The organism is Anaerorudis cellulosivorans, from assembly GCF_025943985.1.
GTDB lineage: Bacteria > Bacteroidota > Bacteroidia > Bacteroidales > Dysgonomonadaceae > Anaerorudis > Anaerorudis cellulosivorans.
Genome location: NZ_JAPCWE010000006.1, coordinates 14690 through 41060, shown reverse-complemented (window position 1 = coordinate 41060; position 26371 = coordinate 14690). Strand labels below are relative to the sequence as shown.

At 38.9% G+C, this 26371-nt stretch carries 26 protein-coding genes and 1 pseudogene; 11 read left to right on the top strand and 16 right to left on the bottom strand.

The genetic code is table 11. The annotated features are described in order from the left end of the window. Positions 1–9: 9 nt before the first annotated feature. Complete coding sequence (yajC, locus tag OLM34_RS04640) at positions 10–324, bottom strand: preprotein translocase subunit YajC (protein ID WP_264405565.1); 315 nt, start codon at positions 322–324, stop codon at positions 10–12. Positions 325–349: 25 nt separating this feature from the next. After that, positions 350–1276 carry a transcription antitermination factor NusB gene (gene nusB / locus OLM34_RS04635; protein ID WP_264405564.1) on the bottom strand — a complete coding sequence of 309 codons (927 nt, stop codon included), beginning with the start codon at positions 1274–1276 and terminating at the stop codon, positions 350–352. 230 nt (positions 1277–1506) lie between these two features. On the opposite strand from nusB, the gene OLM34_RS04630 reads away from it, so the two are divergent. Genes OLM34_RS04630 through OLM34_RS04620 form a run of 3 tightly spaced genes read left to right on the top strand, consistent with a single transcriptional unit; the run spans position 1507 to position 3099 of the window. Then, positions 1507–2082, top strand: coding sequence for a 50S ribosomal protein L25/general stress protein Ctc (locus OLM34_RS04630; protein WP_264405563.1), 576 nt, complete (start codon positions 1507–1509; stop codon positions 2080–2082). Positions 2083–2103: 21 nt separating this feature from the next. Continuing rightward, entirely contained in the window at positions 2104–2667 is a 564-nt protein-coding gene (gene pth / locus OLM34_RS04625; protein ID WP_264405562.1) for an aminoacyl-tRNA hydrolase, read from the top strand. Positions 2668–2694: 27 nt separating this feature from the next. Next, positions 2695–3099, top strand: coding sequence for an RNA-binding S4 domain-containing protein (locus tag OLM34_RS04620; RefSeq protein ID WP_264405560.1), 405 nt, complete (start codon positions 2695–2697; stop codon positions 3097–3099). On the opposite strand, the gene OLM34_RS04615 is transcribed toward OLM34_RS04620, so the two are convergent. After that, positions 3100–3813 (bottom strand): 2-phosphosulfolactate phosphatase, encoded by a 714-nt coding sequence (locus OLM34_RS04615; protein WP_264405558.1) that lies wholly within the window; start codon positions 3811–3813, stop codon positions 3100–3102. 189 nt (positions 3814–4002) lie between these two features. Here OLM34_RS04615 and kdsA point away from each other — a divergent pair, with 189 nt between their 5' ends. From kdsA to OLM34_RS04600, 3 genes are all read left to right on the top strand, one after another. Continuing rightward, a complete protein-coding gene (kdsA, locus tag OLM34_RS04610) occupies positions 4003–4797 on the top strand; it encodes a 3-deoxy-8-phosphooctulonate synthase (RefSeq protein ID WP_264405557.1) in 795 nt (264 codons plus the stop codon). Further along, the gene (locus OLM34_RS04605) at positions 4794–5369 is read left to right on the top strand and encodes a Maf-like protein (RefSeq protein WP_264405555.1); all 576 of its coding nucleotides are present in this window, start codon (positions 4794–4796) and stop codon (positions 5367–5369) included. Before kdsA ends, OLM34_RS04605 begins: the two co-directional genes overlap by 4 nt. A 65-nt stretch (positions 5370–5434) precedes the next feature. Beyond that, positions 5435–6835 (top strand): aspartate kinase, encoded by a 1401-nt coding sequence (locus OLM34_RS04600; protein ID WP_264405554.1) that lies wholly within the window; start codon positions 5435–5437, stop codon positions 6833–6835. 11 nt (positions 6836–6846) lie between these two features. Here OLM34_RS04600 and hflX read toward each other — a convergent pair whose 3' ends face one another. Then, positions 6847–8067, bottom strand: coding sequence for a GTPase HflX (gene hflX, locus OLM34_RS04595; protein ID WP_264405553.1), 1221 nt, complete (start codon positions 8065–8067; stop codon positions 6847–6849). A 62-nt stretch (positions 8068–8129) separates the two neighbouring features. After that, the gene (gene mnmA / locus OLM34_RS04590; protein WP_264405551.1) at positions 8130–9194 is read right to left on the bottom strand and encodes a tRNA 2-thiouridine(34) synthase MnmA; all 1065 of its coding nucleotides are present in this window, start codon (positions 9192–9194) and stop codon (positions 8130–8132) included. Between the two features lie 178 nt (positions 9195–9372). Between mnmA and pta the strand changes: the two genes are divergently transcribed. From pta to OLM34_RS04575, 3 genes are all read left to right on the top strand, one after another. After that, positions 9373–10389 carry a phosphate acetyltransferase gene (gene pta / locus OLM34_RS04585; RefSeq protein WP_264405548.1) on the top strand — a complete coding sequence of 339 codons (1017 nt, stop codon included), beginning with the start codon at positions 9373–9375 and terminating at the stop codon, positions 10387–10389. Positions 10390–10449: 60 nt separating this feature from the next. Next, on the top strand, positions 10450–11424 hold the full coding sequence (locus OLM34_RS04580; protein ID WP_264405547.1) for a 3-hydroxyacyl-CoA dehydrogenase family protein: 975 nt from the start codon (positions 10450–10452) through the stop codon (positions 11422–11424). Positions 11425–11563: 139 nt separating this feature from the next. After that, complete coding sequence (locus OLM34_RS04575) at positions 11564–12772, top strand: acetate kinase (protein ID WP_264405546.1); 1209 nt, start codon at positions 11564–11566, stop codon at positions 12770–12772. A 78-nt stretch (positions 12773–12850) separates the two neighbouring features. On the opposite strand, the gene rplI is transcribed toward OLM34_RS04575, so the two are convergent. The 7 genes and pseudogenes from rplI to mutY all read right to left on the bottom strand — a co-directional run bounded on the left by rplI (position 12851) and on the right by mutY (position 17789). Next, entirely contained in the window at positions 12851–13294 is a 444-nt protein-coding gene (rplI, locus tag OLM34_RS04570; protein ID WP_264405545.1) for a 50S ribosomal protein L9, read from the bottom strand. Between the two features lie 17 nt (positions 13295–13311). Beyond that, positions 13312–13578 carry a 30S ribosomal protein S18 gene (gene rpsR, locus OLM34_RS04565; protein WP_264405543.1) on the bottom strand — a complete coding sequence of 89 codons (267 nt, stop codon included), beginning with the start codon at positions 13576–13578 and terminating at the stop codon, positions 13312–13314. An 83-nt stretch (positions 13579–13661) separates the two neighbouring features. Then, positions 13662–14003: pseudogene (gene rpsF / locus OLM34_RS04560) on the bottom strand (30S ribosomal protein S6); the annotation flags it as partial. A 143-nt stretch (positions 14004–14146) separates the two neighbouring features. Next, positions 14147–14776: a 4'-phosphopantetheinyl transferase family protein gene (locus OLM34_RS04555; RefSeq protein ID WP_264405542.1), complete on the bottom strand. Its 630-nt coding sequence runs from the start codon at positions 14774–14776 to the stop codon at positions 14147–14149. Further along, a complete protein-coding gene (gene gldE, locus OLM34_RS04550; protein ID WP_264405541.1) occupies positions 14766–16058 on the bottom strand; it encodes a gliding motility-associated protein GldE in 1293 nt (430 codons plus the stop codon). The genes OLM34_RS04555 and gldE overlap by 11 nt, the downstream gene beginning before the upstream one ends. A gap of 141 nt (positions 16059–16199) precedes the next feature. Further along, on the bottom strand, positions 16200–16637 hold the full coding sequence (locus OLM34_RS04545; protein ID WP_264405540.1) for a single-stranded DNA-binding protein: 438 nt from the start codon (positions 16635–16637) through the stop codon (positions 16200–16202). 81 nt (positions 16638–16718) lie between these two features. Further along, the gene (mutY, locus tag OLM34_RS04540) at positions 16719–17789 is read right to left on the bottom strand and encodes an A/G-specific adenine glycosylase (protein ID WP_264405539.1); all 1071 of its coding nucleotides are present in this window, start codon (positions 17787–17789) and stop codon (positions 16719–16721) included. Between the two features lie 332 nt (positions 17790–18121). On the opposite strand from mutY, the gene OLM34_RS04535 reads away from it, so the two are divergent. Continuing rightward, positions 18122–18409: an HU family DNA-binding protein gene (locus OLM34_RS04535; protein ID WP_264405537.1), complete on the top strand. Its 288-nt coding sequence runs from the start codon at positions 18122–18124 to the stop codon at positions 18407–18409. Positions 18410–18694: 285 nt separating this feature from the next. Beyond that, complete coding sequence (locus tag OLM34_RS04530) at positions 18695–20263, top strand: Rne/Rng family ribonuclease (RefSeq protein ID WP_264405536.1); 1569 nt, start codon at positions 18695–18697, stop codon at positions 20261–20263. Between the two features lie 87 nt (positions 20264–20350). Here the strand turns inward: OLM34_RS04530 and priA are convergent, their stop codons facing one another. The 4 genes from priA to OLM34_RS04510 form a co-directional block, all read right to left on the bottom strand. After that, the gene (gene priA / locus OLM34_RS04525) at positions 20351–22783 is read right to left on the bottom strand and encodes a replication restart helicase PriA (RefSeq protein ID WP_264405535.1); all 2433 of its coding nucleotides are present in this window, start codon (positions 22781–22783) and stop codon (positions 20351–20353) included. A 6-nt stretch (positions 22784–22789) separates the two neighbouring features. Further along, positions 22790–23413, bottom strand: coding sequence for a porin family protein (locus OLM34_RS04520; RefSeq protein ID WP_264405533.1), 624 nt, complete (start codon positions 23411–23413; stop codon positions 22790–22792). Positions 23414–23602: 189 nt separating this feature from the next. Then, on the bottom strand, positions 23603–24358 hold the full coding sequence (locus OLM34_RS04515; protein ID WP_264405532.1) for a succinate dehydrogenase/fumarate reductase iron-sulfur subunit: 756 nt from the start codon (positions 24356–24358) through the stop codon (positions 23603–23605). Between the two features lie 18 nt (positions 24359–24376). Continuing rightward, positions 24377–26320, bottom strand: coding sequence for a fumarate reductase/succinate dehydrogenase flavoprotein subunit (locus OLM34_RS04510; RefSeq protein WP_264405530.1), 1944 nt, complete (start codon positions 26318–26320; stop codon positions 24377–24379). Positions 26321–26371: the final 51 nt, after the last annotated feature.

Sequence of the window (26371 nt, the reverse complement as noted above, 5' to 3'; positions counted from 1 at the left end):
AAAAAACAATCAATTGGCATTCACATCCGAAGGGCTGGCATATACCGATCCTTTTTCAACTTTTATTTTAACACCATCGGCAACCTCTACCAAAAAATAAGTATCACCTACTTCTTTAATGCGTCCGTGAATTCCTCCTGCAGTAACCACTTTATCTCCCGGTTTTAACGCTTCGCGTGTTTTTTGGAGTTCCTTTTGTTTTTTCTGTTGCGGGCGAATCATGAAAAAATAAAAAACGGCGATGATGGCTATCATCATAATCAGGGTCATCCCCATCCCCCCTCCGCCGTTTGCAGCCGGAGCGGCTTGTAATAAACTATTCATACGAATAAAAATTTAATGGTTTATATTAATGTTTGAAAATCAGGTTGTCTTTTTTTATTTCATTTACTATAGCATCCAGAATCCCGTTTACAAAACTTCCACTTTTGGGCGTACTGTATGCTTTTGCAATCTCAATATATTCGTTTAGTGTTACTCGGGTTGGAATAGACTCAAATGATAATATCTCGGCAACAGCTACTTGCATAATAATCATATCCATGAAAGCAATACGGTCCAGATCCCATTTATCGATGTGTTTTTCGATTAAACTTCGATATTTCTTTTCGTTCAAGATGGTTTCGTCCAGCAATTTTAAGGCATATCGTTTGTCTTCCTCATCTTTAAACATGGGCAATAGGGGTTGGTCTGCTCCATTTTCTTCTGAAAATTGTTTAATGGTTTTTAAAACGAAGGTTTGTACAATTTCTACATCATCGTTCCAATAAATGCTTTCATCTTCCAGAATTTCATCTAATTCCTCATTATTGTAAATGAATTGTTTGAACGTTTTCCGCCAAAAATCCCGGTCATCATCATACGTCGGATTTTCCAGCTCAGAATAGGTTTTATATGTTTCCGATTCTAATATATTGTCAAGCAGGGTTTTAACAAAATTCTCATTTTCTTTCCACGACATCGGGCGATTGTTAAGATAATGGATGAAATGATTGTTGGTTTTGAGCTGACGAATGAATTTATTATCAATCAGATGAGTATTTGGATGTAAATCTTCTTCCGATGGCAAAAATTTATTTTTTTTGGTTTCGATTCGGCTTTCATACATATCCGTAAGTTTTACCATTAACAGGAGCAGGTAATAATAAAGATCGTATGACTTCTGAAAACCAAACAAGAGCTCTTTTTCTGCATTTTTCAGATTGTTATTCGAATTCTGATACCAGGCATATACAATCTGCACTATTCGGATACGAATTAAATCTCGATTAATCATTGTTGAAATGAACTTTTTACGTTGCAAAAATACATATTTTTTTGGTATTCTAAAGAGAAAAGATGAAAGTAATCCGTATTATTTCATAAAGAAGCTCAAAAAATTACACAAAATATAATTTGCGGAATCAAAAGATAATCACTACCTTTGCGCCACTTTTTATACGATCCCGTGTGATGGGGAATAAAGAGGAAAAACAAACTTTATTTTGAGTAACACAAACATTAGAAATGAAAACATTTGATTTAAAAGGTGAAATCAGAGATGATTTTGGGAAAAAAGCTGCGCGGGCATATCGTCGCGAAGGACTTATTCCATGTGTGGTTTACGGTGGGCACAATGAAGAGAATGTGAATTTCGTCGTAAAAAACAGTGATGTCCGCAATTTAATTTATACTTCTGAGATTTATTTAGTAAATCTCGATTTGGGAGAAAAGAAAATGCAGGCTATACTCAGAGAGATTCAATTTCATCCGGTGAAAGATAGCATCCTTCATATTGATTTCTTGCATGTATTTGAAAATGTTCCTGTAGAAATTGAGATTCCTATTCGTCTGGAGGGACTTGCAGAAGGTGTCAGAGCCGGAGGCAAGTTGTCACTCGATATGCGGAAGCTCAAAGTGAGAGCGCTACCTGCCAAATTACCGGAAGAACTGGTTGTTAATGTTGAGAATTTAGGATTGGGCAAAAGTATACAGGTTGGCGAACTCGAATTTGAAGGCATAGAACTCCTGAATGCGAAAAATGCCGTGGTTTGTCGTGTGCAACTGACACGTGCTGCAAAAGCTGCGACCAAAGCTGAATAGGCCCTTTAAGGATGTAGTGCAATGAAATATTTGATAGTGGGATTAGGGAACATCGGTCCCGAATATGAAAACACCCGCCACAATATAGGATTTATGATATTGGACGCTTTCGCAAAGGCGTCCAATACTTTTTTTCAGGATAAGCGATATGGCTTTGTTGCGGAAACGCGTTTGAAAAATAAATCCCTTCTTCTTTTAAAGCCGTCTACTTTTATGAATTTGAGTGGAAATGCAGTGCGATATTGGCTGAAAAAGGAGAAAATTCCTATTGATAATTTGTTGGTTATTGTTGATGATTTGGCGTTGCCGTTTGGCACCATTCGATTGAAATCCAAAGGAAGTGATGGTGGACATAACGGCTTAAAACACATACAGGAAGTGCTGGGTACGCAGCAATATGCCCGGCTTCGTTTTGGAATCGGCAATGGGTTCCCGCGTGGAGCTCAAATTGATTATGTGTTGAGCGATTTTACCGATGAAGAGAAGAAATTGCTGCCCGAACGTATAGAAACAGCGTGCGAAGCGATTCGCACTTTTTGTCTTTCCGGAATAGATATTGCCATGAATCTGTATAATAATAAATAATGCCTATCTTTGTTTTCGATTTAAACGATGGATGAGGTAAGAATCGATAAATGGTTGTGGGCGGTTCGGATTTTTAAAACCCGTTCCATTGCATCGGAAGCATGCAAAAAAGGTCGTGTAATGATTGGGAACGTTACGGTGAAGCCTTCACGTACAATCAGGAGAGGTGATATTGTGCAGGTACGTAAACCACCTGTTATATTTTCGTTTAAGGTGCTTGATTTAACCGATAAGCGGATGGGGGCCAAACTTGTGCCGCAATATATGGAAAACATAACATCTCCCGATCAATACGAAATTTTGGAGCTTAACAAAATCAGCGGATTTATAGACAGACAGCGAGGTACAGGACGACCCACAAAAAAAGAACGGCGGGATTTGGAACAATTTACCGAATCGTTCGATTTTGATGATTTTGATTTTTGGGAATGATTAATAAATTTTTAGTTTCTTCTCTACACCATCATAATAGGGAACAAGATTGATGGTGTTTGGCTGTAAGCAGAAAGAAGCATCCCCCTCGGCTTTGTTGTCGATGAGCCGTTGATAGTGTTCAGAATCTTTTATGTAGTTCAACGGATCGTGTTTGGCAGATTGCCATAGTTGCCATGCTATTTTCACTGCATCCGAATCCCACTTTATGTGATGTTCGCCGGAAAGTTTTTCGGCAAAAGCTCCCCCGAAAAGGGTATCTTCGATATTTACCCTGTTGTTCCATCCGGCACAAATTACCACTATCCGATTACCAATTTCTATGCATTTTTTTGCCAGTACATCAATGTTCGAGAAAGCACCGATAAGCAGAGTTTTGCATCCGTGTGCCAGTTTAATGGCGTGTGTGCCATTGGTTGTGGTAAAAACTATTTCTTTTCCTTCAACTTTTTCTCGGGTATAATCGAAAGGTGAATTTCCGAAATCGGCAAAGTCGCACTTTCGGGTATTGCGCTCGGCTCCAACCGGATATCCTTGCGATTTGTATCGTTTGGCTTCTTCAATGTCGGCTACCGGAATAATGGCCGATGCTCCATTTGCAAAGGTTGCACACATGGTGGTGGATGCACGAAAAATGTCGACAACGATTACGGTATCGTTTTCTTTTTTATAAAAAGGATAAAGAGCAGGTGAAAGACAAATATCCAATATCATGATGAAAATCCAATTAGTAAATGCTATACGAAGCAAAAATAATCATAGAGGTACATATCCCGTTATGATTGGGTTAAAAGTTTTAATTTTGTGTTATAATGAACAAGAAAAAACAACTGACCTTGGCGCAAATGTACAAAAACAAAGCGTTTTTTCGTATCTTTCGTCCAAATTAAATAGAAACAAAAAATGGATCTTTCGTATTTAAAATCCGATAATTTTTTTCTTTTAGCCGGTCCCTGTGTGATTGAAGGCGATGAAATGGCAATGCAGATTGCCGAAAAAATAAAAACGATTACCGATAAGTTGGCAATACCATATGTCTTTAAGGGTTCGTACAGGAAAGCTAATCGTTCCAGGGTAGATTCATTTACGGGAATCGGCGATGAGAAGGCGTTGAAAATTTTGCGTAACGTGCGCGAAACATTCAATATTCCTGTCATTACCGATATTCACGAGTCGCATGAGGCACAAATGGCTGCTGAATATGTGGATATATTGCAGATTCCTGCCTTTTTGTGTCGTCAGACCGAATTGCTGATTGCTGCTGCCAAGACAGGGAGAGTTGTCAATATCAAAAAAGGACAGTTTTTATCGCCTGAGGCTATGCAGTTTGCCGCGCAGAAAGTAGTTGATAGCGGAAATAACCATGTTATTCTCACGGAAAGAGGGACCATGTTCGGATATAGCGATTTGGTCGTTGATTTTAGGGGAATACCTATAATGAAAAATTTTGGTTTCCCTGTCGTAATGGATGCTACACATAGCTTGCAACAACCCAACCGGTCATCAGGGGTATCGGGTGGCCTGCCTCATCTCATTGAAACCATTGCAAAAGCTGCTATTGCGGCGGGTGTGGATGGGTTGTTCATTGAAACACATCCCGAACCGGAAAATGCTAAATCGGATGGAGCAAACATGTTGCCGCTGCACCAATTAGAAGATTTGTTGACAAAGTTGGTCAGGATACGCAAGGCAATATGAAACTGACAAACTATCGCATTATCCTTGCTTCCAATTCGCCTCGTCGAAAGGAATTGCTTTCGGGCATCGATGTGGATTATGAAATTCACACACTGCCCGATATCGATGAATCGTATCCTGGCAATCTTCCTAAGGAACAAGTCGCCGAATTTCTTGCCCGAAAAAAAGCGGATGCTTACGTGGATTTTCTCAATGAAAACGCATTGCTGATTACAGCAGATACTCTCGTTTTGTTGCATGATAAAATTCTTGGTAAACCCGTAGATAAAGAGGATGCCAAGAACATGTTGCGAGAACTTTCCGGGCAAACGCATTTGGTAATTACCGGCGTTTGTTTAACATCGAAACAAAAACAAGTTAGTTTTTCGGATAAAACTCGGGTGACTTTTGGCAACCTTACAGACAGAGAAATCGAATATTATGTTGAAAAATATAGTCCTTTGGACAAAGCAGGAGCGTACGGTGTGCAAGAATGGATCGGGTACGTTGGAGTGGAAACAATTGAGGGTTCGTATTTTAATGTGATGGGGTTGCCCATTTTTAAATTATATCGCGAATTGAAACAATTCTAAAAAATAAAAAAACCGTATCTTTGTGGTTTTTATAACGTTTAATTTGTAATTGATAATTCAGTTCTATGTTGACAGTGGAAAAAATAGGCGGAACATCCATGTCGCAATTTCAGGATGTGCTGCAAAATATAATAAAAGGGAATCGTAAAGGCGATGAGCTGTACAACCGTATTTTTGTGGTTTCAGCTTACAACAATGTTACCAATTGGCTACTGGAACACAAAAAAACAGGTGAGCCGGGTATTTACAACAAGTTTCTTAATGGCGAAGACTACAGCAGTGCGTTGGATGCATTTTGTCAGCGGTTGTTATTGATAAATGACGGTTTTGCCGATATTGGGCTTGATTTGAAAGAGGCTCGTGATTTCATTCGTTTTCGGGTGGATCAGGCAAAAACGATTTTATTCAGTCTCAGCAAAGTTCTAGCATCGGGATATGTAAACAGAACTGATATTTATTTGGCTGCGCGCGAAATTTTAGCATCGATAGGAGAAGCTCATTCTGGGTGGAATACGGTTAATATTTTGAATAACAACGGTATAAATGCACGTTTTATTGATCTCTGTGGTTTTAACGATAATGAACCGTTGACGATCGACGAACGCATTCATAAAGAGTTTTGCGGAATCGATTTTAGTAAAGTAATTTGTGTTGCCACAGGATATACCAAAGGCACTGAGGGTATTATGCGTGCTTTTGATCGTGGCTATTCCGAGGTTACCTTCAGTAAAATTGCCGTGGAAGTAAATGCCGACGAAGCAGTTATTCACAAAGAATTTCACTTGTCGAGTGCCGACCCCCAAATTGTGGGAGTTGAGAATAGTGTTCCTGTAGGTCATACCAACTATATTATTGCAGATCAGTTGGCCGATATAGGGATGGAAGCCATTCATCCCAAAGCCGCAAAACCGTTGGAATTGGCCGGAATAAATATTCGTATAAAAAATACCTTTGACCCTGAACATCCGGGAACATTGATTTCGCGCGATTATGTTTCGCCCGAACCGCGGGTGGAAATCGTCTCCGGCTCCCGAAGAGTAGTTGCCATTGAAGTTCACGACCCCATGATGGTAGGCGAAGTTGGTTTCGATGGGCGTATAATGGAATATTTTGTCAAATTCAATGTGAGCTACATTATGAAATCTACCGATGCTAATTCAATTACAATGGTTGTTTGGGATAATGAAAAGTCTCGCGAATTGGTAAAGGCGTTGAAGGCTTCATTTTATCAAGTAAGGGCGGTGCCGGTGGCTATCGTTTGCGCTATGGGGAGCAACATTGCTATTCCCGGCTTTTTACATAAAGCTGCAAAAGCATTGTACGAAAGAGGAATTAATATCGAAAGCTTTGCTCAGTCGCTCAGGCAGGTCAATATGCAGTTTATTATCGCTCGCGATAAATATGAAGAAGCCGTTATCGCGTTGAATGAGGAGTTATGCAAAAAACCCAATCATACGCTGGAATAGCCTTTTTACTCTCATTCTTCCGGGTCAGGATAAAGAAAATCATTGTAGGGGAATCGCGTAATGTGAATTTCCCTTACTTTTTTGTATAAAATCGATTTTAGTTCCTCAATGTTTTCTTTTTCTTTGGCAGAAATAAAAACACAATTTTCTTTTAATTTACCCATCCATGTTTGTTTTAGTTCATCGAGCGTATAATTTTCTCTTTTTTTTGGTGTTAGGTCGTAAGAATTTTGCGGAACATGCGTAAAAGCGTCGATTTTGTTGAAAACAATAATGGTGGGTTTTTCTGTGTTATCGATATCAAAAAGTGTTTTTTCTACTACTTCCATTTGTTCTTCAAAGGCGGGGTGCGAGATGTCCACCATGTGTATGAGGATATCGGCTTCGCGAACTTCATCGAGGGTGGATTTGAACGATTCGATGAGGTCGGTAGGTAATTTTCGGATAAAACCAACGGTATCCGATAAAAGGAAAGGCAGGTTTTCGATGGTTACTTTTCGAACGGTTGTATCCAATGTGGCAAAAAGTTTATCTTCCGCAAAGACATCCGATTTGCTAAGCAGATTCATAAGGGTGGATTTGCCTACGTTGGTATAACCCACAAGTGCTACACGTACCAATTTCCCGCGATTTTTGCGTTGTACCGATTTCTGCATATCGATGTTTTTCAATTCTTTCTTCAGGCGGGAAATTTTATCGAGAATGATGCGTCGGTCGGTTTCCAATTGTGTTTCACCCGGCCCACGCATAATGGTCCCTCCACCACCGTATTGACGTTCAAGGTGAGTCCACATACGTGTCAGTCGGGGCAATAAATACTGATATTGCGCTAGTTCAACTTGTGCTTTGGCATGAGCTGTTTTTGCCCGCATGGCAAAGATATCCAAGATGAGACCGGTTCTATCCATAATCTGAATCTTGAGCTCTTTTTCGATATTTCGTATTTGTCGGGGAGAAAGCTCATCATCGAAAATGATGGTATCGATGTTGTTATTCTCATTGGTAACATATTCTTTTATTTCTTGAAGCTTACCTGCCCCTACGAATGTTACCGAATTGGGTATTTCTAATCGTTGGATAAAACGTTTTCCCGGAACTATCCCTGCTGTTTCGGCAAGAAAAGCCAACTCGTCGAGATAATCATGTACTTTTTCTTCATTTTGTTCGGGTGTGATAAGTCCGACCAAAACGGCATTTTGTTTCTTTTCTTCGTTTATTATAAGATCTTTCATTTGGTTCATAAAATTCACCTGGTAATTATAAGCAAAAATTAGACCAAAGCCAAATCGGTTATTCAAATAATCATTCCACTTCCTAGGCACAGCCGGCATTCTTTATCATACACCACACCAAATTGTCCCGCTGCAATTCCCTGCACGGGTTTTTCGGATTGAATGTGATAGATATCTCCTATTTTAGAAATTTTTCCGGGAGTGAATTCAGGGGTATGGCGAATTTTGAACATAATTTCCTTTTCGTCTTCAGAATCGCCCCATATATCTTTCGTAATAAAAGAAAATCCTTGCAGATCGATCACATCACCGTATTGATATTGTGTGTTGTATCCTTTAGACACGTAAATAATGTTGCGATTAGTGTCTTTTTTGATTACAAACCATGGTCCTCCGCTTAAACCGAGCCCTTTTCGCTGTCCGATGGTGTGAAACCAATATCCCTGATGTTTGCCGAGGATGTTCCCGGTTTCGAGCTCCACAATTAACCCCTCTTTTTTCCCTAAATAGCGTTCGATAAATTCGTTATAATTGATCTTGCCGAGAAAACAAATACCTTGGCTGTCTTTTCGCTGTGCCGACGGCAATTTTTCTTGAGCGGCAATAGCACGTACCTCCGATTTCAGCAAGTTTCCTATGGGAAACATTAGCCGTGAAACCTGCAAATAGTTGATTTGACCCAAAAAATAAGTCTGATCTTTTACACGATCTTTTGCCGTTGAGAGCCAAGTGAGACCATCGATCTCTGTGGTAGTGGCGTAATGACCGGTTGCAATTTTATCGAAATGGTGCCCCCATTTTTCATCGAAGCAACCAAACTTGATCAGTTTATTGCACATCATGTCAGGATTCGGTGTCAAACCTCGCTTTACCGATTCGATAGTGTAGCGAACAACGCTATTCCAATATTCGTCTTGTAGCGATACAATCTCGAAGCGACAGCCGTATTTTTTTGCAATATAGGAAACAATTTCAATATCTTCTTCCGCCGGACAGTCAATATATCCATTTTTATCTTCCATCCCGATTTTTATATAAAAAAGAGTAGGATCGTAACCCATTTCTTTCAGGCGATAAACAACTACCGAGCTATCTACTCCTCCAGATACCAATGCTGCGATTTCCATTTTTGCTTGTTTTTCACTGCAAAGTTACGAATAAGAATCAAATCTTTTCACTTACATTTTGTAATCTTGTTCGGTCTTTTTTTCGTATTTTTGCAACAAAGTATGTGTAAACTGAAATTCAGACCGGCAAATCCGTCTATTTTAAAGAATCGTCATTAGAAAAAGTATAGTATATATTATGAATTTGATGGAAAACATTATTGCGCGAGCAAAGGCAAACAAACAGCGTATTGTTTTGCCCGAAGGTACCGAAAGACGTACTATTCAGGCAGCAGATCGGTTGATAGGTGATGGAGTGGCTCATATTATTTTACTGGGTAATCCTAAAGAAATCAACTCATTAGCTTTGGAATTGAATCTTAAGCAGATTGAAAGTGCAACTATTATCGACCCAAAAAACCACGATAAAAAAGAAGCCTATGCGAATCTTCTTTTCCAGCTTCGTCAAAAAAAAGGGATGACTCCAGAAAAAGCAGCAGAATTGGTGGAAGATCCGCTGTATTTAGCGTGTTTAATGATCAAAAACGGTGATGCCGATGGTGAAATAGCCGGTGCGCTGAATTTTACAGGCGATGTGTTACGCCCCGCGTTGCAGATCATTAAAACTCAACCGGGGATGAGTGTGGTTTCCGGCGCATTTCTCATGTTTACTCAAACGCCTGAATGCGGCGAAAATGGATTGCTGCTTTTCGCCGATTGTGCCGTTATTCCCGATCCTTCTTTTGAAGAATTGGCAACTATTGCCATTGCCTCGGCTCAAACTGTCCGTGGCATTTTGGGGGTGGAACCGCGTATTGCGATGTTGAGTTTTTCTACTAAAGGAAGTGCTCAGCATGTGATGATTGAAAAAGTGGTGAAGGCTACTCGTTTGGCAAAAGAAATGGATCCTTCTCTGCTAATAGACGGCGAACTTCAAGTGGATGCTGCTTTAGTCCCTTCGGTAGCCGAGAGAAAAGCTCCGGGAAGCCCTATAGCAGGTAAGGCCAATGTGCTGATTTTCCCCTCACTGGAAGCGGGGAATATTGGTTATAAACTGGTTCAGCGCTTGGGTAATGCTGAAGCTATTGGTCCTATTTTACAAGGAATGGCCGCACCGGTTAACGATTTGTCGCGTGGCTGTTCGGTCGACGATATTTACAAAATGGTTGTTATTACTGCAAATCAAGCGATTGCATTGAAAAATCCAGCCTCTTAAGAATGATTGTTTCAATAATATACTTTCCTGATTATCACAAAAAAAATTTTTTAATATAACATGAGCGAACTGATTATTGATTCCATTGAAAAATATGGACTTCATATAACTACCCAACGTAAAAATAAACCGTTGTTCTCGAAAATTGGGGTAGTTGGTGCGGGAAAAGAAGGGCGAAACATTATTAATCTTACTGCTTCTGCAGGGATGGATGTCGTTTTTATGGAAGAATCCAACGAGCGGATCGAATATGTAATGGGTCAGCTCAGCAAGAATATGGACACTCGTATCGAGAATTGGGGATTGACTCAATCGGAAAAAAGAGCAATCTTGAATCGAATTACGCCTACATTACATTATGATGATTTCAAAGGCTGTGATTTGGTGATAGAATGCACGCGTTATTCAGAAACCGGCCGTCGCAGCATCCCGTTGAGAAAAAATATTTTCAAAAAACTGGAAGAGGTACTTGAACCTGATGCTATTATTGCAACAAATGGATTTACGGTGATCATTAGTGAATTGGCGGCCGAATTAATTCACAAGGAAAGATGTGTAAGTCTGTATTTTCCTGTTTCGCATCCTGATGCGCGCATTTTGGAGATTGTAACCGGCATGTATACCTCTGAAGAAGTATGCAAAAAAATGGAGATTTTTGCTAAATTAATTGGCTATATTCCTCACCGAGTTAACGAGAATAATGGAAATGTAAGCCTTCGATTGATGGTCCCGATGCTCAACGAAGCATGCGAGATTTTGTTGGAACGGGTGTCATCAATGAAAAGCATCGAAGAAACCTTTACTATTATTTATGGACAGCGTTATGGAATTTTCCGCTTGTCGGATATTATTGGCATAGAACGATTGGTTGTTCTTATGGAAACCATGTTCAACGATTATGGAGATAAAAAATATAAACCCAATCCTATTTTGTGGAAACTTTATCGCTCTCATCAGCTAGGAGTTCGCACACGAAAAGGATTTTATATTTATGATGAAATGGAAAGGCCCATTGCCGAAAATATATTGTTTTAATAGCTAAGGTTTCTAGGGCTTTGATCATTTCTTGTTTTTTCGACAAAAAATCAAACAACATAAAGAATTTGTTTAAAAACTTCTTTTTCTTTCAAGTAGATACATTTCTTTGAACGTTTATAAGGATAAAAATAGCAAAATGAAAATATTAGTTTTAAACTGCGGAAGCTCTTCAATTAAATATAAACTCTTTGACATGGAAAATCATTCCGTTCTGGCGCAAGGTGGCATAGAAAAGATCGGCCTAAAAGGTTCTTTTCTTAAACTGACTTTGCCCAATGGACAAAAAGTCATGCTCGAAGGTGAGATTTTGGAACACAGAATAGGAATTGAATACATTTTGGGTGTGCTCTTAAGTGACAAATATGGCTGCATCCGATCGCTTGAAGAGATTGATGCTGTTGGACATCGGGTTGTTCATGGAGGAGAGAAATTCAACAAAAGTGTACTCATCACCGATGAAGTGATTGAGATGGTAAAAGAATGTATTGATTTGGCGCCATTGCACAATCCACCCAATTTAAAAGGGATAAATGCTATTGCAGAGTTTATGCCGAAAACCCCGCAGGTAGCCGTTTTCGATACTGCTTTTCATCAAACGATGCCCGATTATGCATATATGTATGGATTGCCGTATTCTCTTTATGAAAAATATGGTATCCGGCGTTATGGATTTCATGGCACAAGTCACCGTTATGTTTCGAGAAGAGCATGTGAATTTTTGAATGTACCTTACGAAGAGCAGCGCATTATTACGGCGCATATTGGGAACGGAGGGTCGGTGACGGCTATTAAAAATGGAAAATCTATCGATACAAGTATGGGAATGACTCCGGTTGAAGGGCTTATTATGGGGACACGATCAGGAGATGTAGATCCGGGGGTAATTACTTATATAATGGATAAAGAACATCTTAGTTCACAAGGTGTTTCCCGATTATTGAATAAGTTTTCGGGTGTACTGGGTATTTCCGGTGTTTCTTCGGATATGCGAGAAATAGAAGCGGCCATTGAACAAGGGAATGAGCGGGCTAAATTGGCAATGCGGATGTATAACTATCGTATAAAAAAATATATTGGTTCTTATACTGCCATTTTAGGTGGACTGGATATATTGGTATTCACTGGCGGAGTAGGAGAAAACCAGACATCAACCCGCAGCGAGGTTTGCAAGAATATGGAATATTTAGGGCTGGAACTCGATGAAGAATTAAATGCTTCGGTTCGTGCCAAAGAGGCATTGATCAGTAAATCAACCTCAAAGGTGAAAGTTCTGGTAATTCCCACAAATGAAGAATTAACCATTGCTCATGATACGTTGGAAATCGTAGGGTGGAAAATAAAATAGGAGGAAAACTATTTGATTTTCCTCCCACTCGATTTTTTATGAATTATCGTTTCGCGGTTTTATGTATATGTGAAAAGATTATTCCGAAATTACCTCAAAAGGAATTTCAACGGCAATCTCTTTATGAAGTTTCACTATTGCTGTGTAGTTGCCAACTTCTTTTACCGGTCCTTTAATTACAATAATTTTTCGGTCTATTTCAAAACCTTTTTCTTTAAGTGCATCGGCAATCTGAATATTGGTAACCGAACCAAAAATTGTTCCGGTAGAACTGGTCTTTGCTCCAATCGTTAGTGTTACATCGCGCATCTTATCGGCCATATCTTGAGCTTCTGCTTTAAGCTGTTCCAATTTGTGTGCACGCTGTTTTTTATTTTCTGCCAGCATTTTTTTTGCCGATTCAGTAGCAATGTATGCTTTTCCTTGTGGAATAAGATAGTTGCGCGCATAGCCATCCTTCACATTCACAATATCGTCCTTGTAGCCTAAGTTGGGTACATCTTCTTTTAATATTACTTCCATAATTGATTTTCTCCTTTTTATTTCATTAAATCGGTTACGTACGGAAGCAAAGCAATGTGACGCGCTCTTTTCACTGCTTGTGCAACCCGACGCTGAAATTTAAGTGATGTGCCGGTAATTCTGCGTGGCAATATTTTGCCTTGCTCATTTAAGAATTTCTTTAGAAATTCGGGATCTTTATAATCGATATATTTGATCCCGTTTTTTTTGAAGCGGCAATATTTTTTCTTTTTTACATCCACAGCAAGTGGAGTTAAATATCTGATTTCCGATTGTTTAGCCATTTTTAATTCTCCTCTTGTTCTTCGGTTTCAATTTCTATTTCTTCTTCTATTACAGGAGTTGCTTTTTTTGATGCAGCAAAGGGTTCCTGTTTCTTCTGTTGTTTGTTGCTTCTTCTTTTCTCGGCATATTCCAACGCAAATTTGTCTTGTTTAACTGTCAAGAAACGAATCACACGTTCATCGCGACGGAAATTTACTTCCAGTTTTTCTATCGCTGACGGTTCGGCTTTAAACTCCAGGAAGTGGTAAAATCCGGTTGTTTTCTTTTGTATGGGATATGCCAATTTGCGCAATCCCCAGTCTTCTTCATTAATAATTTCAGCTCCTAATTCCGTAAGGAGGTTTTTGAATTTTTCAACCGCTTCCTTCATCTGAGCATCAGATAAAACGGGAGTTAAAATGAAAACGGTTTCGTAATTGTTCATGCTAATTGTTTTTTTAATTAGTTCAAAAAAATTTTATTTGAAATTTAGGCTGCAAAGGTATAACAATAATTCTTAAATTCAAAGGTTTGTGCAGATTAAATTATTTTTGTGATTCAATTTATATCGGGTTTTCGTTAGGTTTTTTATTGTATACTCCATGTGAGTACATATGTCGGATAAACTTCATAGAAAATGTTGAATCTTTTTTTTTCGTTTGTTTTGGTTTCAGATGCTGTTATAATGCCTTGTTCAGCGGGAATGAATTTGTCTAAATGGAGATGTTGCTTAAAATCGATTTCATTGACATCCATAAGTTTGAATAGGGTCTCTTTTGCTGACCAATGGAGAAGACGGTGAATCGATTTTTGAGATTCGTCAATAAATTCGCTTTCCGAAATAAACTTTGAAGCGACTTTATGCACTCTTTCCGATATTTCCTCAATATCGATGCCGACCTTTTTAGACCTGTGAAGGAGAATTGCTGCGTATTTGTTTGTATGGGAGATACTTATATTATACGAATTGTCCATAAGATAGGGTTTACCGTCGAGTTTGTGATAGACCATTTTTTCTTCGTTCAGTAAAAGGAAAAGCATGAGCCTTACCGATAACCACTCAATGATTCGTTTTTCGGATTTCATTTTTGTGATATGTTTTGCGGCTTTCAGTTGGAGATTTTTTGGATACAATGCCAATAGCTCTTCTTTTGATTCCGTTATCTCCCAAATACCAAGAATGCAATTCTCATCGATATGTTGATTTCTAATGAGCATCTTTACTTTCCTTTTTTGTGGTTGGGATGAACCGTATTTTGAGAATTCGCCGTTTATTCATTTCTTCCACTTGAAATCTGTAATTCTTAAAAACGATCGTTTCTTTTCGTTTAGGAAAATTTCCTTTGATTTCTAAGATTAGGCCGGCAAGTGTTTCTGCTTCCTCTGTATAATTTATGAATTCAGCTTGAGGTATGCCTGTGATTTTAAAAAAATCTTCTAAAGGCGTTTTCCCGTCAAAAATGTAAGAACCGTCGGAAGCTATGGTATAGAGGGGTTTATCTTCATCGTATTCATCGCTGATATTGCCTACAATTTCTTCCAGTATATCTTCAAGCGTAACTATGCCGCTTGTACCTCCGTATTCGTCTACTACAATCGCAATGTGATTTTTATTGGTGCGAAACTCTTCCAACAAATCATCTATTTGTTTTGTTTCCGGCACAAAATAAGCCGGTCTGATAAGCGATTGCCAATGAAAATCTTCCGGTTTGTTAAGATGAGGAAGCAAGTCTTTTACATATAAAACGCCTTTAATATAGTCGGGATTTCCTTCATAAACCGGAATTCGCGAAAACCCTGCTTCAATAATAAAATCGATAACTTTTTTGAAGGGTGTGGTTATGTCAAGTGCTACCAAATCGGCACGCGAAACTAAAATATCGTTTACCGTTTTATCTTTGAATCGGATGATTCCTTTCAACATGTCTTTTTCTTGTTTGTGTGTGTTTTCATCCGAGGTGATCTCGAGTGCTTTGGAAAGTTCATCCATCGAAATTTCGTGTTTTCGTTGAATTGTAGATTTATCATAGATATTCGACTTGGCAAGTAAATGGGAAATAGGCCATAGTGTATCATTTACTGCCTGAATAAAAGAGGAATATCGTTCAGAGAATTTTTTTGGGTTTGATGAAGCATAAAGTTTGGGCATAATCTCCACAAATATGAGGATTATACCGGCGGCAATGGCTATTTCTCCTATATAATTCCATAAAGTAGGGTTTGCAAAATAGGGTAGCTTGTTCAACAAATAGAAGGTAAGGACTAAAATAACTATGTTCAGTGAATTATAAGCAATAAGAATGGAAGTGAGTAATTCCTCAGGCTTGTTTACTGACGAATTGATACGAATGTTGTTTTGGTGGGAAGGGCGGGGGATATTTTTGTTTTCGGCTTTTTTTTCTTTAAAAAAAGCAGCTTCAGAACCTGAAATAATCGCATTCACAAAAATAAACAGAAGAAGGAGAGCAAACAAAAAATAGTCGGATACTGATGGCTGCATGGCCAACATATTCGAAATAATAGATGATGAAGAGTCAGGCTCCAAGTGGAATGAATTAAATGAAACAAAAGAGAATGTTTTAAAGCCATTTAGCTGAAAGAACAGCTCGAAAACATTCTCCACAAATTTACGATGATTTATTTAAAATGGCAAATCATCTACCTCTGAATTTTCTTCCAAATCAGCACTATGTTCGACATACGTAGTATCCGTTGTTGTGCTGCTTGCATTTTCTGTCGGCGAATTCCTTCGACTCAAAATTTCCAAATTATCAGCATAGATTTCGGTAATATATCGTTTAATACCGTTTTGGTCATCATATGAACGGGAACGGATTTTTCCTTCGATATACACTTGTGTCCCCTTTCTTACAAATTTTTCAACAACTTGGGCTAAACCTCTCCAACAGACGATGTTATGCCATTCTGTCCTTTCGGGTACTTGTGTCCCATTAGCAGTAGTGTAACCTCTTTCGCTCGTAGCCAACGGGAAATTAGCTTTTACACTGTCATTATCAAAATACTTAATGTCAGGATCCTTACCTACGTTTCCTATTAAAATAACTTTGTTTACCGACATAACTAAAAATTTTTGTAATTAAAAATGTTTTCCTGTAAAAACAAAAGTAGTAAAAGTTTCATAAATCGCAACACTTTCTCGTTAATAATTTTCCATATATTTATGAATCAATCGAGAGACAGGAAAATCGGTGATATACTCGGCTGGAATTTTTTGAAATTTATCAGGTAATGAAAAATTTTCAGAATCCGGTATCTCCACTTTATAAAAATCGGCATAGATGATTTGATGAGAAAGGATATGTTTTACATGGGATTGGTGAGTGAATAGGATATCGTGATTTGCTCCAAATAATCGGGTAAAAGATGCTGTATTTTGCAACTCAATAAAAGTAGAGGGCTTGGAGGTTTCGATCAGCGGAAATTCGTATAGATTTTTCCAAATATCATTTGCTTCTCTTTTGCAAAGATAGGTATGATCGTTGTGTATGATGTGAAAATAGTGAAAGTAACGGTTTGTTATTTTTGTTGATTTATTTTTTACAGGGTACTCCGAAACAACATTTTTTGCAAAAGCAAGGCAATGGACTTGCAGAGGGCAATCGTTACATTTTGGTTGTTTCGGTTTGCAAAGCGTTGCCCCAAAATCCATGATGGCCTGATTGTGGATTTCGGGATGTTGCGGATCGAGAATTGCATGAGCAATCGCTGCGATTTTCTTCTTTCCTCGTACGCTATTGACAGGTTCTTCAATCATGAACAAGCGGGATATCACACGCAACACATTGCCATCTATAACAGCAAAAGGTTCGCGATAGGCAATAGACATGATTGCTGCCGCCGTATATTCTCCGATGCCTTTAAGCGAAAGAATGTCGGAATATTTTTTTGGAAATTCGCCATGAAAAATTTCTTCTATTTGTTTTGCTGCTGCATGGAGATTGTGTGCCCGAGAATAATATCCCAATCCTTGCCATTGTTTCAACACATCATCTTCAGATGCTTTCGCCAGCGCTTTTACATTCGGGAATCGACGGATAAATCTTAAATAATAATCGTAGCCTTGATTCACACGAGTTTGTTGTAAAATGACTTCCGATATCCAAATAGCATACGGATCTTTGGTCTCCCTCCAAGGAAGCTCGCGTTTATTTTGTTCATACCAGCATTGCAACGTTTTACTTATCACAAAATAGTCGAACGATTCTGTCATTTGTTATCTGTAAATTGGTTTGAAATTTGCATTATATAAATGTCTTGGTAATTTCAGAAAGAGTGAAATAAATAGTGAAGTCTTATGCAAATGTAGCGAATTAACTTCAATTGATGTTCAGTTTATCGATGAAAATAATGGGTATTTTCAATCTCTTTAATTTCTCAGTTTATTATAAATGCCAAACTGTTTTTCAAACGCAGGAATGGAGGCAAATTACAAAAAAAAACAAAAATGATTGTGTTTTATTTTTGAGCTTGGGAAAAAAGCTATATATTTGCAATCCAAAAAATTACTATCGCTATTTTTAATTTAATAAAAAAAATTGTATTATGACCAAAGCAGATATTGTAAACGAAATTGCCAAAAATACCGGAATAGATAAAGCGTCGGTTTTGGCAACGGTGGAATCTTTTATGGATGTCGTGAAAGATTCGTTGGCTAATAATGAAAATGTGTATTTAAGGGGTTTTGGCAGCTTCATTGTTAAAAGAAGAGCACAGAAAACAGCCCGTAACATTTCCAAAAACACTACTATCATTATTCCTGAGCATAATATTCCGGCGTTTAAACCGGCAAAGACTTTTGTATCTAAAGTAAAAGATAGCGGAAAAAAATAATATAAATCATTCATATATATAACCATTTAAAAAAGGAGAAGGTATGCCAAGCGGTAAGAAAAGAAAAAGGCATAAGATGGCTGTTCACAAAAGAAAAAAAAGACTTAGAAAAAACAGGCATAAGAAGAAAAAGTAACCAAGTTACTTTTTCTATAGATTACAAGAACAAACTTAAAAACTTTTTTGCCTTAAGTTTGTTCTTTGTATGTATTTAAATAGGTTCTGGCGAGAACCGAATTCTTCTGAGATAGAAGTTTATAAAAAACATTTTAAAATAATAAAATTGTGGTAAGCGAACTTGTTGTGGATGTTCAACCCAAAGAGATCACCATTGCTGTTCTGGAGGATAAGAAATTGGTAGAATTACAAAAAGAAAAGCAGGATGAGTCTTATACGGTTGGCAACATCTATCTGGGGCGGGTTAAAAAGTTGATGCCCGCTCTAAATGCTGCATTTGTGGATGTAGGACACAAAAAGGACGCTTTTCTTCACTATTTGGATTTAGGGGCAGAATTTAACTCGGTTTTATCTTTTCAGAAGTTTGTCGAAAATAAGAAAAAAATACCGCAGGTTCAGAAAATGAAACTGCAGCCCGATATCGAAAAAAACGGCAGTATAACTGATGTTTTGAAAGTAGGTCAGGAAATCCTTGTGCAAATTGCCAAGGAACCTATTTCTACCAAAGGACCACGGTTGACCGCTGAAATTTCTTTTGCCGGACGTTTTATGGTACTGATACCGTTTATCGATAGAGTTTCGGTATCACAAAAAATTAAATCACGCGAAGAGCGTGCCCGTTTACGACAACTTGTACAGAGTATAAAACCCAAAAATTTTGGTGTGATTATTCGTACCAATGCTGAGGGAAAACGTGTTGCTGAACTTGATGCGGAGCTTAAATTATTAATTCAGAAGTGGGAAAATATGTGCGAAAAGTTGCCGAAGGCAAAAGCGCCCTCACTTCTTTATGAAGAAACTGCACGAGCAGTTGCTTTGCTTCGCGATATCTTTAATCCCTCTTTTGAACATATTTATGTTAATGATAAAGACGTAGCTAAACAAATTGCTGAATATGTTGGCGTCATTGCACCTGACAAAAAAGATATTGTCAAACTTTATACAGGTGCGTTGCCTATCATGGACAATTTTGGCGTTACGAAACAAATCAAGCAGCTTTTTGGGAAAACGGTCACATTCAAAAACGGCGCATATCTGATTATTGAGCATACCGAAGCGCTTCATGTTATCGATGTAAATAGCGGAAACCGAAACAAATCATCGCTCGGTCAAGAAGATAATGCCTTTGAAGTAAACGTATCAGCAGCCGAAGAAATTGCACGCCAATTGCGATTGCGTGATATGGGTGGAATTATCGTGATCGATTTCATCGATATGACCAAAAGCGAGCATCGAAACAACTTGCTGGCCAAGATGCAAGATTTTATGGCTCACGACAGAGCCAAACACAACATATTGCCCCTAAGTAAATTCGGATTAATGCAGATCACTCGTCAACGTGTACGTCCCGAGATGGAAGTTGCTACCAGTGAAGTCTGTCCTACCTGTTTTGGTAAAGGAAAAATCAAATCATCCCTTTTGTTTACCGACACGCTGGAAGGGAAAATCGATTATTTGGCCAATAAACTCCAAGTGAAGAAATTCAGTCTGCACATTCATCCCTATGTGGCAGCGTATATTGAAAAAGGACTATTTTCGTTAAAGTATCAATGGAAGAAGAAATACAATGTTAACTTAAAAATAATTCCGGATCAAAGTCTCGGATTTTTAGAATATGTATTTTACGATAAAGACGGAAACGAAATAGACCTCAAAGAAGAAATTGAAATGAAATAATGCTCCAATGAAATGGAGTAAATTTGGGAAAAAACCGGATTACTAATGGTAATGTCGGTTTTTTTTTGTGCATTTTAATAAGTAATTTTATACCGGATCCACATTATAGTTAAGTACCACGTACCTAAATTCAGGTTGTTCTCGCAGACGTTGTTCTGTTTGACGGATACAGTCTCTAACAAACTTGGCTGATAATTTATTTTCCGGTTTGAGCAGAATTTCTCGGATATAATACGATCGGATTCTGCTTATAACCGGTTTATTGGGCCCCAGTACACTCTCTTTAAGAGAGCGGCGTAACATATCGGCAAAATAGAGGGAAGCGGCATCGGCTCTTTGTTCGTTTTTGTCTTTCAATTCAATAGAAATCAATCGGTTGAAAGGAGGGTATTTGAAAATTTTTCGTTCTGCTAGCTGCATTTGGAAAAAACCTTCATAGTTATTTTCGGCAATAAATTGGTAAATAGGTAGCTCAGGCTGAGTGGTTTGTATAATGACTGTTCCTTGCTTGTTTCGTCGGCCTGCTCGTCCACTTGCCTGCATCATAAGTTGAAATCCGCGCTCATGGGAGCGGAAATCAGGATAATTTAACAGACTATCCGCTGCTATAATACCTACTACGCTTACATTATCGAAATCCAACCCTTTTGAAACCATTTGGGTACCTACCAATATCCGGATCTTTTTATTTTGAAAATCGGAGATGATTCGTTCATATGCATATTTTCCATGAGTAGTATCGGTGTCCATGCGAGCTACATTTGTTCCCGGGAATAGACGCGAAATTTCTTCTTCAACTTGTTCTGTACCTTGACCAATGAATTTTAAACTTTTTTCGTGACACACAGGGCATTCAACGGGGATAGAATATGCTTTATTACAGTAGTGGCATACCAGCTCGTTTCGATATTTGTGATAGGTGAGAGTTACGTCGCAATGTTTGCATTTGGGTGTCCATTCACAAAGTTTGCATTCTATTCTTGGAGCAAATCCTCGTCGGTTGCGAAAGAGAATGACTTGTTCTTCATTATCCAGCGCTTGTTGAATATGGCTAATAAGTGTGGGAGAGAAAATGGATTTCATTTTCTTTTTTCGACGCAATTCTTTGGTGTTTTCAATAATAATTTTCGGCATAAGCACTTCTTCGAAACGTTTTGAGAGGATGACAAGGCCGTATTTTCCTCTTTTTGTGTTATAAAACGATTCTATGGATGGTGTGGCCGATCCCAATAGTACGTTGGCCCCCGAAATTTGTGCAAGCACAATAGCTGTATCGCGAGCGTGATAACGTGGTGCAACTTGCTGTTGTTTGTAACTGTTTTCATGCTCTTCATCCACAATGATCAACCCTAATTGCCGAAAAGGCAGGAATAAGGAAGAACGTACGCCGATAACGATTTTGTACGGATTGTCCGATAGCATTTTATGCCAAATTTCAGCGCGTTCATTATCGTTTATTTTCGAGTGATAAATACCCAATTTATCCCCGAATACAACTTTTAGTCGTTGAGTGAGCTGGGTAGTAAGGGCAATTTCGGGTACGAGATAGAGGGTTTGTTTTTTTTCGAGGAGCATTTTTTCGATAAGATGGATATAAATCTCCGTTTTTCCACTCGAAGTAACCCCGAATAATAAGCAGGTGTTTTTATTGCCGAAACAGGTGCATATTTCGTCAAATGCCTGTTGTTGACGTTCGCTTAATGGGAAAGGTTTTCGTGTAGTGTTTACCTTCGGTGCAATGCGGCTTACTTCTTTGGTGAATTGGCATAAAATATTTTTTTTTATTAATCCATCGAGAACAGAAGCTGTTGTTTCTGTTTCTTTGAATATTTCTTCACGACTTATACATGAAGCATTTTTCTCTGAAAGCAGCGTAATGATTTGCTCGAAAAGCACATGTTGTTTCTTTGCTTTGCCGATCAGAGCGGGAATATCATTGGCGGGTATTTCACGATTAAGGGAAATAAATTTTTCGGTTTTGGGTTTGAATTTGTGTTCTATGGTTTCGTAGGTCGATATAATTCCCTTTCCCGTCAGTGCATAAATGTGGGGAAAAATATTTTTTATTTTCAGGTTTTTTTCAATTTCCGATATTTTTGCCGCTCCTTTGTTTTGCAAATAGGTTATAATATTATTCTCTGTAGAAGTAAGAGGAAAATTTTCATCTTCCGTTTTTTTCAACTCCACACAAGTTTCACTTTCCATTCTGAGTTTTGAGGGTGTTGCCGCTTTGTATATATCGCCAAGCGACGATAGATAATAAAAAGAAATCCATTCCCATAATTTCAGCTGATATTCGTTTACGATGGGATGATAATCGATGAGGGAGCAAATTTCTTTAGTTTCGACATGTTTTGGCTCATTTTCATGAAGTGCGACGACAATAGCTGTATAATATTTTCGTCTCCCGAAAGGTACGATTACTCGATATCCTTTACCAATCTTATCGTTCATCTCGTCGGGAACGGCATACGTAAAAGTATTGGAGAGTGGAAGAGGAAGAATTACGTCGGCAAACATGCGATTTTAGAAATATATCGAGCCGCAGATCGACCAGCACGTTGTCTTTCCGTTCAGCGGATCGTCCCAATTGGGTTTATCGGTTGCATAATTATCGGTAAGTTTAATGCCATAATTCACTCCCACCTGAAGTATTCTTAGCACCTCAAACCCCAAACCGATATTGGTTCCTGCTTCAAAAGATTTGGCTTTAATATTTTCGACTGCATCGTTGAGATCGATCGGATCTCCCGAAATCAGATAGGCAGCATAAGGACCGGCTGAGGCATACATTTTTATCAAAGGTAAGCCGATGCCAAATTTGACTTTCAAATTCAGCGGTAATTTAAGGTATTGATTGGTAATTTTTTCCGAGTCATTTTCATTCCCTATTGTTGATACAGTCATTCGGTTATTCGTATACAAAAGTGAAGCATCTATACCGATATCAGCAACAAACATAGGGAACATGGCTTCGAAAGAGGGGCCGATACTGTAATTCGTCATATTCTCAACTTTCAATACATCGCTGCTTAGAGTAGGATTATTAAGTCCCACCTCCCCTCTTACTCCAAATCTGATTTGTGAAAAGGCCGGCAGAGCAACCAGAGACAGAATAATAATTGTTGTGTTACGTACTATTTTTTTCATATGCATTCAATTTATTTGATAAGACATGCTTTTATTGACCGGTTTCATTAAGTCAAACTTAATCCATTCGCACTTATATAACAAAATAGAAGGCTAAAAGGATGTTAATAGAGACTATTGTTTATTATAAAAAAAGCATTTCGCTCCTTTTAGAAGAAACAAAATGCTTTGATGAGGTATATATCAGTTTTAATCTTTGAATTTTGCCTTCAAAAATTCACGGTTGAGGCGTGCAATATTGGTGATGGAAATATTTTTAGGACATTCAATTTCGCATGCGCCGGTATTGGTGCAATTTCCGAATCCCAATTCATCCATTTTGGCTACCATGGCTTTAGCTCGTTTAGCTGCCTCAATTCGTCCCTGAGGCAGCAGTGCCAGATGGCTGACTTTTGCCGCAACAAACAACATTGCCGATCCGTTTTTACAAGCAGCAACACAAGCTCCACATCCTATACAGGCGGCTGCATCCATAGCAGCATCTGCTTTATCTTTCTCAATGGGGATGGTGTTGGCGTCGGGAGCACCACCTGTATTAACGGAAACATATCCTCCGGCCTGAATGATTTTATCGAAAGCAGAACGATCGACCATAAGGTCTTTAATAATGGGGAATCCTGCGGACCGCCAGGGTTCAATAGTAATGGTATCTCCATCGTTAAATTTGCGCATATGCAATTGGCAAGTGGTTACATCTTCATCCGGTCCATGAGGATGACCATTTATATAAAGGCTGCACATGCCGCAAATTCCTTCACGGCAATCGTGGTCGAAAGCTACCGGTTCTTTACCTTCGCATATAAGTTTGTTATTGAGTATATCGAGCATTTCCAAAAAAGAGCTCCCCTGATAAACATTTTCCAATTCATAGGTTTCGAAAGCACCTTTTTCTTTCGGGCCTTTTTGACGCCAAATTCTCAGTTTAATATTTATATTTTTATCCATAGGACAATCATTTTTGTTTTATGACTTATAATTACGTTGTTGAGGAACCACGAATTGATAATTTAGAGGTTCTTTGTGCAGAATAGGCTCTTTGTCTTCGCCCTGATATTCCCAACAGGAAACGAAGGAGAATTTTTCGTCATTGCGAAGTGCTTCACCGTCAGGCGTCTGATATTCTGTACGGAAATGTCCGCCACACGATTCTTCACGTGAAAGAGCATCAAGAGCTATAAGTTCCCCGATTTCAAAGAAATCGGCGAGACGAAGGGCTTTTTCAAGTTCGGGATTCACCGTTTCATCTGTTCCGGGAATACGAACGTCGGTCCAAAATTCTTTTTTCAATGCTTTAATTTCTTTAAGTGCAAATTTCAATCCTTCTGCATTGCGAGACATGCCCACGTATTCCCACATGATGTGTCCCAATTTCTTGTGAAAATAGTCAACAGGATATTTCCCTTTGATATTCATGAGTTTGGAAATGCGTTCCTCGGCACCTTTTTCTGCCTCATCGAACTCGGGACGATTGGTATCGAATCGTGGTACCTGAATCTGATCGGCGAGATAGTTCTGAATGGTGTAAGGGAGGATAAAATATCCGTCTGCCAATCCCTGCATCAGTGCCGAAGCCCCTAAACGATTTGCTCCATGATCTGAAAAATTAGCTTCGCCGATAGCAAAAAGACCCGGTATAGTTGTCATCAGTTCGTAATCTACCCAGATTCCTCCCATCGTATAATGAATGGCCGGATAAATCATCATTGGAGTTTCGTATGGATTTTCATCCACAATTTTTTGATACATCTGAAAAAGATTACCGTATTTTTCCTCAATAACACTTTTCCCCAAGCGTTTAATTGCATCTGAAAAATCCAGATAAACCGCATACCCTGTGGGTCCTACACCATAACCTGCATCGCAACGCTCTTTGGCTGCGCGTGATGCAACATCGCGAGGTACAAGGTTACCGAAAGCCGGATAGCGGCGTTCCAAATAGTAGTCACGATCTTCTTCTTTAATGTCGGTCGGTTTTAGTTTACCTGCACGGATAGCCGCGGCATCTTCTTTTTTCTTCGGTACCCATATGCGCCCATCGTTTCTGAGCGATTCTGACATGAGGGTCAGTTTCGATTGAAATTCTCCGTGAACGGGAATACACGTGGGATGGATTTGCGTCATGCACGGATTAGCGAAATAGGCTCCTTTCTTGTAGCATTGCCATGCTGCTGATCCATTAGAATTCATGGCGTTTGTAGAGAGGAAAAACGTGTTTCCGTAACCTCCGGTTGCAATAACAACGGCATGAGCTGCGTAACGTTCTACTTTGCCGGTAACAAGATTGCGCACGATAATGCCACGAGCACGGCCGTCAATTACAACCAAATCGAGCATTTCACGGCGGGTGTACAGTTTTACCTGACCTTTATGAATGGCACGACTCAATGCCGAATAAGCACCAACCAACAATTGTTGCCCTGTTTGTCCACGTGCATAAAAAGTACGCGAAACCTGAGCACCTCCAAACGAGCGATTGTCGAGCAACCCTCCGTATTCGCGAGCAAACGGTACGCCTTGGGCAACGCACTGATCGATGATGTTGTTTGAAACTTCGGCCAATCGATAAACATTGGCTTCGCGTGCACGATAGTCGCCTCCTTTTATGGTATCGTAAAATAAACGATAAACGGAGTCGCCATCATTTTGATAATTTTTTGCGGCATTTATTCCTCCTTGCGCAGCAATAGAGTGTGCGCGACGAGGGGAATCCTGAATACAGAAATTGAGAACATTAAATCCGAGTTCACCTAGCGATGAGGCTGCCGAAGCACCTGCTAAACCTGTACCTACGACAATGATATCGAGTCGTCTTTTGTTGGCAGGATTCACTAGTTTTTGGTGGTTTTTATAATTTGCCCATTTCTCGGCAAGAGGCCCTTCGGGGATTTTTGAGTTTATTTGATTCATATCTGAAAATTTTCGTTATTGACTTATTGTGATAATTACGGGGTAACAGCC